At 70.9% G+C, this 13,771-nt stretch carries 12 protein-coding genes; 9 read left to right on the top strand and 3 right to left on the bottom strand.

Annotated elements, in window-relative coordinates; all coding sequences use genetic code 11:
- The first annotated feature begins 6 nt into the window (after positions 1-6).
- The 4 genes from frr (at position 7) to rlmN (ending at position 3,079) form a co-directional block, all read left to right on the top strand.
- Positions 7-561 (top strand): ribosome recycling factor, encoded by a 555-nt coding sequence (frr, locus tag C5H89_RS11975; RefSeq protein ID WP_199286902.1) that lies wholly within the window; start codon positions 7-9, stop codon positions 559-561.
- A 13-nt stretch (positions 562-574) separates the two neighbouring features.
- A complete protein-coding gene (locus tag C5H89_RS11980; RefSeq protein ID WP_104107244.1) occupies positions 575-1,450 on the top strand; it encodes a phosphatidate cytidylyltransferase in 876 nt (291 codons plus the stop codon).
- A gap of 79 nt (positions 1,451-1,529) precedes the next feature.
- Positions 1,530-1,889 (top strand): hypothetical protein, encoded by a 360-nt coding sequence (locus C5H89_RS11985; RefSeq protein WP_104107245.1) that lies wholly within the window; start codon positions 1,530-1,532, stop codon positions 1,887-1,889.
- A gap of 53 nt (positions 1,890-1,942) precedes the next feature.
- Positions 1,943-3,079 (top strand): 23S rRNA (adenine(2503)-C(2))-methyltransferase RlmN, encoded by a 1,137-nt coding sequence (gene rlmN / locus C5H89_RS11990; protein WP_104107246.1) that lies wholly within the window; start codon positions 1,943-1,945, stop codon positions 3,077-3,079.
- A gap of 15 nt (positions 3,080-3,094) precedes the next feature.
- Here the strand turns inward: rlmN and C5H89_RS11995 are convergent, their stop codons facing one another.
- The 3 genes from C5H89_RS11995 to C5H89_RS12005 form a co-directional block, all read right to left on the bottom strand.
- Positions 3,095-4,174, bottom strand: coding sequence for a Rossmann fold nucleotide-binding protein (locus C5H89_RS11995; protein ID WP_104107247.1), 1,080 nt, complete (start codon positions 4,172-4,174; stop codon positions 3,095-3,097).
- 26 nt (positions 4,175-4,200) lie between these two features.
- Complete coding sequence (locus C5H89_RS12000) at positions 4,201-5,070, bottom strand: RIO1 family regulatory kinase/ATPase (protein WP_104107248.1); 870 nt, start codon at positions 5,068-5,070, stop codon at positions 4,201-4,203.
- Between the two features lie 161 nt (positions 5,071-5,231).
- Positions 5,232-6,584: a rhodanese-like domain-containing protein gene (locus C5H89_RS12005; RefSeq protein ID WP_114149425.1), complete on the bottom strand. Its 1,353-nt coding sequence runs from the start codon at positions 6,582-6,584 to the stop codon at positions 5,232-5,234.
- A 96-nt stretch (positions 6,585-6,680) separates the two neighbouring features.
- Here C5H89_RS12005 and C5H89_RS12010 point away from each other — a divergent pair, with 96 nt between their 5' ends.
- The 5 genes from C5H89_RS12010 (at position 6,681) to ispG (ending at position 13,754) form a co-directional block, all read left to right on the top strand.
- Positions 6,681-8,120: a M1 family metallopeptidase gene (locus C5H89_RS12010; RefSeq protein WP_104107250.1), complete on the top strand. Its 1,440-nt coding sequence runs from the start codon at positions 6,681-6,683 to the stop codon at positions 8,118-8,120.
- Positions 8,121-8,190: 70 nt separating this feature from the next.
- Entirely contained in the window at positions 8,191-10,077 is a 1,887-nt protein-coding gene (locus C5H89_RS12015) for a propionyl-CoA synthetase (protein ID WP_104107251.1), read from the top strand.
- Between the two features lie 38 nt (positions 10,078-10,115).
- A complete protein-coding gene (dxr, locus tag C5H89_RS12020) occupies positions 10,116-11,222 on the top strand; it encodes a 1-deoxy-D-xylulose-5-phosphate reductoisomerase (protein WP_205304998.1) in 1,107 nt (368 codons plus the stop codon).
- Positions 11,219-12,568, top strand: coding sequence for a site-2 protease family protein (locus C5H89_RS12025; protein WP_104107252.1), 1,350 nt, complete (start codon positions 11,219-11,221; stop codon positions 12,566-12,568). The genes dxr and C5H89_RS12025 overlap by 4 nt, the downstream gene beginning before the upstream one ends.
- A gap of 34 nt (positions 12,569-12,602) precedes the next feature.
- Positions 12,603-13,754, top strand: coding sequence for a flavodoxin-dependent (E)-4-hydroxy-3-methylbut-2-enyl-diphosphate synthase (gene ispG / locus C5H89_RS12030; RefSeq protein WP_104107253.1), 1,152 nt, complete (start codon positions 12,603-12,605; stop codon positions 13,752-13,754).
- Positions 13,755-13,771: the final 17 nt, after the last annotated feature.

A 13,771-nucleotide genomic window follows, 5' to 3' on the forward strand; every position in this document is an offset into this window, starting at 1 on the left:
ACCGTGATCAACGACATCCTCCGCGAGACCGAGGGCAAGATGGGCAAGTCGGTGGAGTCCACCCGAGAGGACTTCTCGACCATCCGTGCCGGCCGCGCCAACCCCAGCATGTTCAGCAAGATCGTGGTGGACTACTACGGGTCCCCGACGCCGCTGCAGTCGCTGGCCACCTTCACCTCGCAGGACGCCAGGGTGATCCTCATCGCGCCCTTCGACATCAGCGCCATGGACGCCATCGAGCGTGCGGTCCGGGACTCGGACCTGGGGGTCAACCCCTCCAACGACGGTCGGGTGCTGCGCTGCGCGTTCCCCGAGCTGACCGAGGAGCGCCGCAAGGAGTACATCAAGCTCGCCAAGGGCAAGGCGGAGGACGGCCGGGTCTCGGTGCGCAACGTGCGTCGTACCGCCAAGCAGCAGCTCGAGAAGCTGGAGAAGGACGGCGAGGTCGGCAAGGACGACGTCTCGGGCGCGGAGAAGCGACTGGACGCGATGACCAAGACCCACACCGACCAGATCGACGAGATGCTGAAGAAGAAGGAAGCCGAGCTGCTCGAGGTCTGAGCCACCCACTTCGATGACGATCCCCTCACCCACCTCCGACGTGCCCCAGAAGGACCACGGGCGCGCCGGTCGCAACCTCCCGGCAGCGATCGCCTCGGCCGTCGTGCTGCTCGGCATGGTCGCCGGGACGCTGTACTTCTGGAAGACCGCCTTCGTCGTCGTCGTGGCGGTCGCGGTGCTGGTGGGGGTGTGGGAGCTGCGCCGCGGTTTCCTGGCCAAGGACATCGACCTCCCCGAGCAGCCACTGATGCTCGGCGGAGTCGTGATGGTCGTGGTGGCCTACTTCGGGGGAGCGGCCGCGCTCGTCACGGCCACGGCGGTCACGGCGCTGGCCATCATGCTGTGGCTGTTGCGGCGCGGGGTCGAGGGGTACGTCCGGACCGCGACGGCCTCGGTCTTCGTGCTGGTCTACCTGCCGTTCCTGGCCTCGTTCGTGGGACTGATGCTCTCCGAGGGCGGGACCGGCGACTTCGACCGGTGGGACGAGGGTGTGAAGGGGATCGTGGTCTTCATCCTCGTCACCGTTGCCTCGGACACCGGCGGCTACGTCGCGGGGGTGCTGTTCGGCAAGCACCGGATGGCGCCGGTGATCTCGCCCAAGAAGTCCTGGGAGGGCTTCGCAGGATCGGCAGTGGCCTGTGTCGCCGCCGGGTGGTTCCTGGTGACCGTGCTGCTGGACGGCGACGCCTGGGTCGGAGTGCTGCTGGGCCTGATCACCGTGGTGATGGCCACCCTCGGTGACCTCGTCGAGTCGGTGATCAAGCGCGATCTCGGGATCAAGGACATGTCGCACGTTATCCCCGGGCACGGCGGGCTGATGGACCGGCTGGACTCGCTGCTCGCCACCATCGCGCCGACCTGGCTGCTGCTGCACTACCTCGTCTTCTAGCCTCCCCTCGGGCAGCAGCCGGTGCCGGGCACCGGAACGTCGCGCCGCGACCGGCGCCGCTGCCCTCTACGATGACCGCATGAGTTCACCGGAGTCCGCGACCCGCCCGGAGGCCGAGGCGGCTGGCCGTCCCCTGGACTGGTGGCACCGCAGCCACCCGACCTTCGCCGCGCTCACCGGGTTCTTCGCCGGCATGCTCTTCGTGACAGCCGTCCCGGGCGGCTTCGTCAGCGTGCTGCGGCTGATGCTCCCCTACGAGGACGCCGAGAGGCTCTTCCCGCTCATCGCCATCGGGCTGGTCGTGCCGATCGCCATGCTGGCGCGCCGCAAGACCCGGCGCTTCGGGATCTTCATGGCCATCGGCATGGTCCTCACCGCACTGGTGGTGCTCGGCGTGGCCTCGCTGGTGCTCTACTTCATGGTCCGCCAAGACGCCTGAGGTGAGCCCGCGACTCGGCGCTCGTGGGGGTGGGGTGGGATGATTGACCAGCCATGCCTGATGACCAGACCGAGTCCCCCCGTCTCCTGCCCCTCGTCTTCGACGAGCCGCGCGGGCGCAAGAAGCCGCCGCGCCACCTGGCCGACCTCGACGAGGACGGCCGCAGGGAGCTGCTCACCTCGCTGGGCCTCCCGGGCTTCCGGGCCAAGCAGCTCTCCACCCACTACTTCGCCAGGCTGGTTGACGACCCGGCCCTGATGACGGACCTGCCGGCGCTGCAGCGCGACGAGCTGGTGGCCGCGCTGCTCCCGCCGCTGATGACCGCGCTGCGCACCCAGGAGGCGGACAAGGGCACGACCCGCAAGACGCTGTGGAAGCTGTTCGACGGTGCGCTGGTGGAGTCGGTGCTGATGCGCTACCCGGACCGGGCCACGGTGTGCGTGTCCAGCCAGGCCGGGTGCGGCATGGCGTGTCCCTTCTGCGCGACCGGTCAGGGTGGGCTGCAGCGCAACATGTCCACCGCCGAGATCGTGGAGCAGGTGGTCGCCGCGGCCCGCAGCCTGGCCCGCGACGAGGTCCCCGGTGGAGTCGGCCGGGTCTCCAACGTGGTCTTCATGGGCATGGGGGAGCCGCTGGCCAACTACAAGGCCGTGATCGGCGCGGTGCGACGGCTGACAGACCCGTCGCCGGCCGGCCTGGGCATGAGCGCGCGGGGCATCACCGTGTCGACGGTGGGCTTGGTGCCGCGGATCAACCAGCTCGCCCAGGAAGGCATCCCCGTCACCCTGGCCCTGTCGCTGCACGCGCCGGACGACGAGCTGCGCAACGAGCTGGTGCCGATCAACACCCGCTTCTCGGTCGCGCAGACCGTGGAGGCGGCCTGGAACTACGCCCGCACCACCAAGCGGCGGGTCTCCATCGAGTACGCCATGATGCGCGGCATCAACGACCAGGGTGATCGTGCCGACCTGCTCGGCGACGTGCTGAACTCCTACGGGGACTGGGGCTGGGTGCACGTCAACCTGATTCCCCTCAACCCGACGCCCGGCTCCAAGTGGACCGCCTCGGACCCCCGCGACGAGCGGGAGTTCGTGCGTCGGCTGGAGGCCAAGGGCATCCCGACCACGGTCCGCGACACCCGGGGGCGGGAGATCGACGGCGCCTGCGGGCAGCTGGCCGCCTCCGAGTGAGCTGCCGACCGCGGCTCACCGGTGGCTGAGGACCAGAGCAGCGGCCTCTTCCACGTCCTCCACCAGGTGCACGTGCGGCTCCATCGCCCGCCCGCGCGCCAGCGCCTGCAGCAGGGGCCAGGCCGGCACGGTCTGCGTCCAGTGGCGTCGACCCACCAGGACCATTGGCGCGGTCGAGGACTCATCGGCGTAGTAGTTCTCGCAGCCGTCCTGGAACACCTCCTGCACCGTGCCTGCGGCGCCGGGGAGGAACACGATGCCGGCCGAGCAGATCTCCAGCAGGATCGCCTCCCGGGTCGCGTTGCGGAAGTACTTGGCGATCGCCGTGCCGAACGCGTTCGGCGGCTCGTGCCCGTAGTGCCACGTCGGGATCCCCAGGGTGTCGGCGCCGGCCGGGTGGCGTTCGAGCACCTCGAAGGCCGCCCTCACCCAGGCGTCGGTGTCGGGGCGGAACGAGGGGGTGGCCGACAGCACGGCGACGGCCTCGTCGAGGGTCTCCGAGGGCTGCCCGGCCAGGTAGCCGCCGAGGTTGGCGGCCTCCATGGCGCCCGGGCCGCCCCCGGTCGCCACCACGTACGAGCCACCGAGCGCGTGCCCCAGGCGGGCGGCCGCGGCGTACTCGGGCTCTCCGCGCAGGACCGCATGGCCGCCCATCACGCCGACCAGGCGCCGACCCTGGACCCAGTCGGCGAGCGCGGCGTCGATGGCGTGGTCGTGCAGCGCCTGCGCCAGGTCGGGGTCCGCGCCGCGGGACCAGGCGTAGGCGCGCGCGTCCAGCGAGTCCTGGTAGTCGGGAGTGTCGTAGAGCTCGCGGGCCGAGTACAGGTGTGAACGGTAGGAGTCGACCGGTGACCCGGGCACCGCAGGGAAGACGATCGCGCCCCGCGCACGCAGCGACTGCTCGGTGCTGGCGGACAGGACGCATCCCAGGAACAGAGCCCCGGCCACGTCGCACGCCGACAGGGCCGCGCCGTACGGCGTGAGGTCGAGTCCACGGAGCCGCCAGCCCGAGAGCGAGCGGGCGCCAGCGGCGAGGCGCCACTCGAGCTCGGCGACGGTATCCACCTCGACGACCCGCCCCCGTGTGTGCCTCACCCGCCAGAACCTAGCCCAGGGTCCGGTCAGAATGCCTGGGCGGTCACCTGCGCGAACAGCTCCTGCTCGTCCACCTCGAGCCCGCGAGCACGGAACCAGGTGCAGATGTTGGTGCAGTCACGGAGCAGGAAGTCCAGGCCCTGGGCGTTGCCGGCCAGGTCCACCACCTGCGGCAGGTCGATCACCACCAGCCGGTCGCCCGCAGCCAGGATGTTGTAGGCGGACAGGTCGCCGTGCGCCACCCCGGCAACGGCGAGCGTCGTCACCACGCCCACCAGCTGCTCGTAGTAGTGCGCCAGCAGCGGCGACGGCGGCCGGGTCTGGGCGAGGCGCGGAGCCGTCTCGCCGTCGTGGGTGATCCACTCCATCAGGATCTCGGAGCCGTCGATCTGCACGGGATAGGGGACCGGCACGCCCAGCTCCCACAGGCGCTTCAGCGCAGTCCACTCCGCCGCCGCCCACTCACCGGCTGCCACGGCCCGGCCCCAGGTGGACTTGCGCTTGAGCGCCCTGGTGTCTCGCGACCGCTTCGTGGTCCGGCCCTCGGCGTAGGCGGCGGCGCGGTGGAAGCTGCGATGAGTGGTGTCGCGGTAGCGCTTGGCGGCCATCACGACCCCTGCCTGGGGCTCGTGCGGGTCGGTGCGCTCGAGGAGGAAGACGTCTGCCTCCTTGCCCGTCTTGAGGATGCCGAGCTCGGTGTCGACAGCCCCCTGGGAGGTCACGACCCAGGCGGGCCGCGGCTCGGGACCGCGCATGAGAGGTTCCACGTCGAGCCAGGTGGACCAGCGTTGCGCCGGGTCCCGCAGCTCGTCGTAGGCGCGGAAGTCGAAGACGAAGCGGGGGTCGAGGTCGCGGGAAGGGTCTCGATCAGGTGTCTCTGGGAACTGCAGTGGCATGGGAGGTGCTCCAGCTGGGTGCGAGAAGGCGGTCTATGGGCAGGCCGGTGACAGTCGTGGCCATGTCGTGCCTCCTCTCGTGCAGCGGGCGCGGACGCACCTCACGAGACGATCCTGGACCCTGCCGGGGTCCGCGGCAACGCATTTTCCCGCGGGTGCGCTCAGGCGGCGCGCGAGGCGGTGAGCGGGACACTCAGGCTCACCGCGTGGTCCCAGCTGTCGTCCACGTGGACGACGCTGCGTCCGGCCCGGTGCAGCAGGCTGGCCGCGATGCCCGCCCGGTAGCCGCTGTGGCAGTAGACCCACAGCTCTCCGGGCGGGAGGTCGCGGGCGCGCTGCTCGACCTGGTGCAGCGCGATGTGCACCGCACCCGGCACGTGGGCCAGCTCGAACTCCTCCGCGTCGCGGACGTCGACCAGCGTCGCCCCGACCGGCGCGGTGCCGTGCTCGGCCCAGGTGCTGCGCCGGTGGTAGGGGTCGGGTCGCAGCGTGGGCTCGGGGTCCAGGGTGTGCACGGGAACTCCTTCGATGCCGATGCGGTCGAGGTCTCGGACCGCGCAGGACAGCTGCTCGGGGGAGTCCGAGACGAGCGCGAGCTCGGCGTACGATGGCTTGAGCCAGCCGAGCCAGGTGGCGAACGAGGCGCCGTACTCGATGTTGACCGACCCGGACAGATGACCCCGGGCGTAGGCGGCCCGGTCGCGCAGGTCCACCAGCCAGCCGCCCCGGCTCAGCACTCCGTGCAGGTCGTCCACCGCCAGCGCAGCGCCGGGAGGTCGCGGGGCAGTGTCGGTGCAGCCGCGGTTGAGCCGGGTCAGGCGCGGGAAGTGGGCCGGGACCGGGCCGAAGCCGGCCACGAGCTGCTCGACGAACTCCTCGCGAGGGAGCCGGAAGACCGGGTTGCGCGCGATCTCGTCAGCCAGGACGAGCGGGGTGTCGCCGAGGGCGACCGCGCCCCGCGCCACGCACCGGCTGCCCTGCCCGTGCGAGGGATGGACCGTGGTGTCGGGGTCCAGACGGCGCAGGGCGCGCACCCCTGACCACTGTGCGCGAGCCAGGTGGCGGACCAGCAGGGGGTCGCAGAGGTCGGTACGTCCGACGCTGCCCGGGACCAGGCTCCCGCCGGTGAACAGCGCCGCCGGACCGCTGTCCCCGGTGACCAGGAAGGCCTGGTGGTGCAGGGTGTGGCCAGGGGTGGCCAGCACCTCCACGCGGAGCGAGCCGACGTCGAGCACGTCCCCGTCCTGCACCGGCTGACGGTCCCGCTCCATCCGTTCGTCGGCGCTGAGCAGGTACGGCGCGCCGTGGCGCCGGGCCAGGAGGGCGGCGCCGGAGACGTAGTCGTGGTGCACGTGGGTGTCGGCGACCGCTGCGATCTGCAGCGCCGCCAGCTCGGCGGCCTCCTCGACCAGCTCGACGTCGCGCGGCGGGTCCACGACCAGTGCCTGGTAGCCGTCGTGGACCAGGTGGGTGAGGTTGCCAAGCTCAGGTATCCCGATGGTCATCACGTGCATGTCTGCCCCTAAGTCGCGTGAATTACTCATATTAAACCACGACGTGCGGCTGAATGGGGCTGGCCGCCCCCGTCTCCGAACGCTAGGTTCACGTGCATGAGGCGTCCCGTGGCACGAGTGCAGCCCCGCAGCCTGGCTGCCATCCCGCTGGTCCTGGTGCTGGCGGCCGGCTCGCCCGCCGCCGCGGTCCCCGACGCCCGGGAGGCGCCCGGCCGGGGTGCTCCCGGTGTGGGCGACCCCTACTTCCCGCTGGACGGCAACGGAGGCATCGACGTCCTGCACTACGACGTGAGGGCTCGCTACGACTTCGACTCGGCTCGGCTGCGTGGTCGCACCACTGTGACCATCAGTCCCACCGCGGACCTCTCCCGGTTCAACCTCGACCTGCTCCTGCCGGTCACCGAGGTCACGGTGGACGGCGTCGAGGCGAAGCACCGCCGGGCCAAGGGCCACGAGCTGGTCATCACGCCGGCCGAACCGCTGGTGACGGGCACGCAGGTCGAGGTGACGGTCTCCTACGCCGGAAAGCCGGGAGAGCGCCGGTACGCCGGGGAGGGCAACTGGCTCGCCGACGACCGGGAGATCGTCACGATGAACGAGCCGCACATGGCGCCGTGGTGGTTCCCGGCCAACGACCACCCCACGGACAAGGCGACCTACGACATCGCGGTCCGGGTGCCCCGGGGCATGCAGGTGGTGGCCAACGGGCAGCTGGTGGACCGGGTCCAGCGCCGGGGGAGCACGACGTGGAAGTGGCACGCCGCCGAACCGATGGCCTCCTATCTCGCCTACTTCGCCGCTGGCAGGTTCCAGATCGACCGTGGGGTGCGCAACGGACGACCCTGGCTGGTCGCCGCATCCCGTCGGCTCCCCGCTCCGGCGCGCCGGACCTCGATGCGCATGCTGCGTCGCACCCCGGCCGTGGTGGAATGGCTGGAGTCCCAGCTGGGGCCGTACCCCTTCTCCACCACCGGCGGGCTGGTGACCGGGCTGAACCCGGGGTTCGCGCTGGAGAACCAGACTCGCCCCACCTATCCGGCACTGGGGCGCGGTAGCACCTCGCTGATCGTGCACGAGCTGGCGCACCAGTGGTTCGGTGACAGCGTGTCCGTGGGCCGCTGGCGCGACATCTGGCTCAACGAAGGCGCCGCCACCTTCATGGAGGTGCGTCACGACGAGCTGGCCCGCGGCCGGTCGGCGCAGCGGTGGCTGGTCCAGTGGCACCAGGCCATGAAGCCCGCAGACCCCTTCTGGAAGGTGGTGGTCGCAGACCCGGGCCGGGACGACATCTTCGACTCGGCTGTCTACGGCCGCGGCGCGATGACGTTGCAGGCGCTGCGCACCCGGATCGGGGAAGAGGTCTTCTGGCGCCTGCTGCGCACGTGGCTGGAGAGCCGCAAGAACGGCAACGGCACCTCCGAGGACTTCGAGGCGCTCGCCGCGCAGCTCAGCGGGCAGGACCTGGCCGGGTTCTTCACCGCCTGGCTGAGGAGTCCGCAGAAGCCCGCCGCGACACCGGAGAACGGGCTGGGATGAGTGCCGCGGTCGAGCACCGCGCGAGGGGGTGCCGTGGACTCGGTCGCGGCGTTTCGCGACGATGGTCGCCATGACCTACCGCACCGAGTACCAGCAGTCCATCTCAGACCCGGAGACGTTCTGGGGCACGCAGGCCGCGCTGGTCGACTGGTTCCGCAAGCCCCGCCGGGTGCTGGACGACGACCGGCCCCCGTTCTACCGCTGGTTCCCCGACGCCACGCTCAACACCTGCTACAACGCGCTCGACCGGCACGTGGCCAAGGGAGCGGCCGACCGGACCGCGATCATCTATGACTCCCCGGTCACCGGCGTCCAGCAACGGATCTCCTACGCCGAGCTGCTGGCCGACGTGGCGGCGTTCGCCGGGGTCCTGCGCCACCTCGGCGTGGAGAAGGGTGACCGGGTCGTCATCTACATGCCGATGATCCCCGAGGCGGTCGTGGGCATGCTGGCCTGCGCCAGGCTCGGTGCCGTCCACTCAGTGGTCTTCGGCGGCTTCGCCCCGCACGAGCTGGCCGTCCGCATCGACGACGCCACGCCGAAGGTGGTGCTCACCGCCAGCTGCGGCATCGAGCCCAGCCGGGTGGTGGAGTACAAGCCGTTGCTCGACCGCGCCCTCGAGCTCGCGGACCACGCCCCCGGCGCCGTGGTGGTCAAGCAGCGCCCGCAGGCACTGGCGTCGCTGGTCGAGCACCGCGACCTCGACTGGGACCTGGCCATGCGCGCGGGGCGCACCAACCCCGCCGAGTGCGTCGAGGTCGCGGCCACCGACCCGCTCTACGTCCTCTACACCTCCGGCACCACCGGCAAGCCCAAGGGCATCGTGCGGGACAACGGCGGACACGCGGTCGCGATGGCCTGGTCCCTGCCCGCCGTCTACGGATGCGGCGAGGGGGACGTCTGGTGGGCCGCCTCCGACGTCGGCTGGGTGGTCGGCCACTCCTACATCGTCTACGCGCCCCTGATCAACGGGGCCACCACCGTGCTCTACGAGGGCAAGCCCGTCGGTACGCCGGATCCCGGGGCCTTCTGGCGGGTCATCGCCGAGCACGGGGTCAAGGCGCTGCTCACCGCGCCCACGGCGATCCGCGCGATCCGCAAGCAGGACCCGGACGCGGCCCTGCTCGCCGAGCACGACACCTCGGGCCTGCAGACCCTCTTCCTGGCCGGGGAGCGCCTGGACCCCGACACCCTGGAGTGGGCGGGGGAGAAGCTCGGGGTCCCGGTGGTGGACAACTGGTGGCAGACCGAGACCGGCTGGCCGATCGCGGCGAACCTGCGCGGCCTGGAGCCGATGCCGATCAAGCCCGGTTCGCCGACCGTGCCGGTGCCCGGCTTCGACGTGGCCGTGCTGGGGCCCGACGGCGTCCCGGTCGAGGCCGGCACCGAGGGGGCGATCTGCCTGAGGCTGCCGCTACCGCCGGGCACCCTGTCGACCCTGTGGCATGACGACGAGCGCTTCGTCTCCTCCTACCTGTCGGCCTTCGAGGGGTACTACCTATCCGGGGACGGTGGATTCCTCGACTCCGACGGCTACCTCTACGTGATGGGCCGCACCGACGACGTGATCAACGTGGCCGGACACCGGCTCTCGACCGGGTCGATGGAGGAGGTCATCTCCCGGCACCCGGCGGTCGCCGAGTGCGCGGTGATCGGGGTGGCGGACCAGCTCAAGGGCCAGCTGCCCCGGGCCTTCGTGGTCCTCAAGGCGGGCGTGCAGGCCGACCCCGACCAGATTCGCGACGAGCTGGTGGCCATGGTGCGTGACCAGATCGGCGCGGTCGCCGCCTTCCGCGAGGTTGCGGTGGTCGAGGGGCTGCCCAAGACCCGCAGCGGCAAGATCCTGCGCGCCACGATGCGTCAGATCGCCGACGGTCAGCAGGCGCGGGTGCCCTCCACCATCGAGGACGAGACCGTCCTGGACTCGCTCCGCCCCACCCTGCGGGGCCAGGGCTGACCGGAGCGGAGGCACGCGCGACCTGAGAGACTCCCAGGGTGAAGCGACGCGACGTGGTCATCCTCGGCAGCACCGGTTCGATCGGCACCCAGGCGCTCGACATCGTGCGGGCCCACCCCGAGCGCTTCCGGGTGGTCGGGCTCACCGCCGGCGGTAGCAATCCCGCGCTGTTCGAGGCGCAGGTGGCGGAGTTCGCTCCGCAGTTCTCCGGGCTGGGCGAGGAGGCCTCGATCGCGGCCGCCGCCCGGGGCTGCGACGTGGTGCTCAACGCCGTCACCGGCGCGGTGGGGCTGCGGCCGACCCTGGCGGCGCTCGAGGCGGGCAACGTGCTGGCGCTGGCCAACAAGGAGTCGCTGATCATCGGCGGTCCGCTGGTCCGCGACCTGGCCCGTCCCGGTCAGATCGTGCCGGTGGACTCCGAGCACAGCGCGATCGCCCAGAGCCTGCGCGCCGGCACCCGGGCGGAGGTGCGTCGCCTGGTGCTGACCGCGTCCGGCGGACCGTTCCGGGGGAGCAGCCGGGCCGAGCTGGAGAGGGTCACCCCGGACCAGGCCCTGACCCACCCCAACTTCGCCATGGGGAAGGTGATCACCACCAACTCCGCCACCCTGGTCAACAAGGGCCTGGAGGTGATCGAGGCGCACCTGCTCTTCGACGTCCCCTACGACCGGATCGACGTGGTGGTCCACCCCCAGCAGCTGATCCACTCGATGGTGGAGTTCGTCGACGGCGCCGTGGTCGCCCAGCTCGGCCTGCCCACCATGCTGGTGCCGATCTCGCTCGGGATGGGCTGGCCGGACCGGGTGCCGGACGCCGAGACCCCCATCGACTGGACCAAGGCCGCCGACTGGCGGTTCGAGCCGCTGGACGACGACGTCTTCCCCGCGGTGTCGCTGGCCCGCGCGGCCGGTGAGCGGGGAAGCACCGCCCCGGCGGTCTACAACGCGGCCAACGAGGAGTGCGTGGAGGCCTTCCACGACGGGAGGCTCGCCTTCCCCGAGATCGTCGACACGATCTCGCGCGTGCTTGGGGCTCACGGCGTACCCTCCAAGGAGAACTTGACCGTGGACGACGTCCTCGCGGCCGACTCATGGGCCCGCGAGGCGGCACACCGCATGATCCGAGGAGACCTGACCGCTTCATGACTGCGCTGCTGTACCTGTCTGGCGTCGTGATCTTCGTGGTCGCGATCCTGGCCTCGATCGGCCTGCACGAGCTCGGGCACCTGATCCCGGCCAAGGCCTTCGGCGGCAAGGTCACCCAGTACTTCATCGGCTTCGGGCCGACGGTCTGGAGCAAGCAGGTCGGGGAGACCGAGTACGGCGTCAAGGCGATCCCCCTGGGCGGTTACGTCAAGATCGTGGGCATGCTGCCGCCCGGCGCCGAGGACCTGGCGGAGCCCGCCGGCTTCGACGAGAACGGGGCCCCGCTGTTCAAGGTCCGCCAGTCCAACACCGGCATGTTCACCCAGCTCATCTCCGACGCCCGCAGCGCGGAGTGGGAGCTGATCGAGCCCGGTGACGAGGAGCGGCTGTTCTACCGGATGCCCTGGTGGAAGAAGGTCGTGGTGATGGCCGGGGGTCCGACGGTCAACATCCTCATCGCCCTGGCCATCTTCGCGCCCGTGTTCGCCACCTACGGAAACCCCTCGGACCAGCGCGCCGAACCGGTCGTGGCAGACGTCAGTGCCTGTGTGGTGCCGGCGTCCGAGGACCAGCGCGAGTGCCGCAGCGACGACCCCGTCGCGCCGGCGTACGCCGCGGGGATCCGGGCCGGTGACGAGCTGGTCTCGTTCAACGGGGTGCAGATCACCGACTGGGAGATGCTGCAGGACCTGATCCGCGGCAACGCCGACGGCCGGGCCGAGATCGTGATCCGCCGCGACGGTGCCGAGCAGACCGTGGTCGCCACCACCACCGTCACCGCCCGGCCCACCTCCACCGAGGACACCACGCCCGTCCAGGTGGGCTTTCTCGGGGTCACGCCCGAGGTGGACAACGTCACCGGTGGGCTCGGCTACACGCTCGGTCAGATGGGCGGCATGACCGTGGACACGCTCCAGGCCATGGTGCACCTGCCGCAGAAGGTCTGGGGGGTCGCGAAGGCGATCGTGGGCCTGGAGGAGCGCGACCCGATGAGCCCGGTCTCGATCGTCGGCGGCGGCCGGCTCGCCGGGGAGGCGGTCTCCAACGAGATCGCGCCGGGGGTCGACAAGGCCGTCTACCTGCTGATGCTCGTGGCCGGCTTCAACTTCTTCATCGGCATGTTCAACTTCCTGCCGCTGTTGCCGCTGGACGGCGGGCACATCGCCGGGGCGCTGTACGAGGCCGCGCGCCGGGCCCTGGCCCGCCTGCGCCGCCGCCCCGACCCGGGACACTTCGACACCGCCAAGCTCTTGCCGGTTGCCTACGTCGTCGGCTCGGCGCTGCTGGTGATGGGCATGGTGCTCATCGTGGGCGACCTCGTCGTGCCGCTCAGTCTCACCGGATGAGTGCTGTCGGGGACGGCGAAGTAACCTTGCAGTCATGACTGCCATCGGGCTGGGCATGCCCGCGCTCCCGCCTCCGGTCCTCGCTCCCCGACGACAGACCCGCCAGATCCAGGTCGGCTCCGTGGGGGTGGGCAGCGACCACCGGATCTCGGTCCAGTCGATGACCACCACCCTGACCTCCGACGTCAACACCACGCTGCAGCAGATCGCCGAGCTGACCGCCGCCGGGTGCGACATCGTGCGGGTCGCGTGCCCGAGCCAGGACGACGCGGACGCGCTCCCCGAGATCGCCCGGCACTCCCAGATCCCGGTGATCGCCGACATCCACTTCCAGCCGAAGTACGTCTATGCCGCGATCGACGCCGGCTGCGCCGCGGTGCGCGTCAACCCGGGCAACATTCGCCAGTTCGACGACCAGGTCAAGCAGATCGCACGCGCCGCCAAGGACCGCGGGACCTCCATCCGGATCGGCGTCAACGCCGGGTCGCTGGACAAGCGCCTGCTGGAGAAGTACGGCCGGGCCACCCCGGAGGCCCTGGTGGAGTCGGCCGTGTGGGAGGCGGGCCTGTTCGAGGAGCACGACTTCCACGACTTCAAGATCTCGGTGAAGCACAACGACCCGGTCGTGATGGTGGCGGCCTACGAGATGCTCGCCGAGCGCGGCGACTGGCCGCTGCACCTCGGCGTCACCGAGGCGGGGCCGGCCTTCCAGGGGACGATCAAGTCCGCCACCGCGTTCGGCGCCCTGCTCAGCCGGGGTATCGGCGACACCATCCGGGTCTCGCTCTCGGCCCCGCCGGTGGAGGAGATCAAGGTCGGCCTGCAGATCCTGCAGTCGCTGAACCTGCGCGAGCGCCGGCTCGAGATCGTCTCCTGCCCCAGCTGCGGTCGCGCCCAGGTCGACGTCTACACGCTGGCCGAGCAGGTCTCCGCGGGGCTGGAGGGCCTCGAGGTGCCGCTGCGGGTGGCCGTCATGGGCTGCGTGGTCAACGGACCAGGAGAGGCGCGTGAGGCAGACCTCGGCGTGGCCTCGGGCAACGGCAAGGGGCAGATCTTCGTCAAGGGCGAGGTCATCAAGACCGTGCCGGAGTCCCAGATCGTGGAGACCCTGATCGAGGAGGCCCTGCGCATCGCCGAAGGCATGGAGCCCGTCGACGGTGCGGCGCCCTCCGTCAACGTCTCCTGACTGCCGGCGGCGGCACT

The organism is Nocardioides sp. 616, from assembly GCF_002930065.1.
In the GTDB taxonomy this organism is placed as follows: domain Bacteria; phylum Actinomycetota; class Actinomycetes; order Propionibacteriales; family Nocardioidaceae; genus Nocardioides; species Nocardioides houyundeii.

What these genes read in the sequence shown, in the direction of transcription:
- C5H89_RS11980 (WP_104107244.1), top strand. Translation starts at nt 575, where the DNA reads ATGACGATCCCCTCACCCACCTCCGACGTGCCCCAGAAGGACCACGGG.
- C5H89_RS11985 (WP_104107245.1), top strand. Translation starts at nt 1,530, where the DNA reads ATGAGTTCACCGGAGTCCGCGACCCGCCCGGAGGCCGAGGCGGCTGGC.
- rlmN (WP_104107246.1), top strand. Translation starts at nt 1,943, where the DNA reads ATGCCTGATGACCAGACCGAGTCCCCCCGTCTCCTGCCCCTCGTCTTC.
- C5H89_RS12000 (WP_104107248.1), bottom strand. Translation starts at nt 5,070, where the DNA reads ATGCCACTGCAGTTCCCAGAGACACCTGATCGAGACCCTTCCCGCGAC.
- C5H89_RS12005 (WP_114149425.1), bottom strand. Translation starts at nt 6,584, where the DNA reads ATGCACGTGATGACCATCGGGATACCTGAGCTTGGCAACCTCACCCAC.
- C5H89_RS12010 (WP_104107250.1), top strand. Translation starts at nt 6,681, where the DNA reads ATGAGGCGTCCCGTGGCACGAGTGCAGCCCCGCAGCCTGGCTGCCATC.
- C5H89_RS12015 (WP_104107251.1), top strand. Translation starts at nt 8,191, where the DNA reads ATGACCTACCGCACCGAGTACCAGCAGTCCATCTCAGACCCGGAGACG.
- C5H89_RS12025 (WP_104107252.1), top strand. Translation starts at nt 11,219, where the DNA reads ATGACTGCGCTGCTGTACCTGTCTGGCGTCGTGATCTTCGTGGTCGCG.
- ispG (WP_104107253.1), top strand. Translation starts at nt 12,603, where the DNA reads ATGACTGCCATCGGGCTGGGCATGCCCGCGCTCCCGCCTCCGGTCCTC.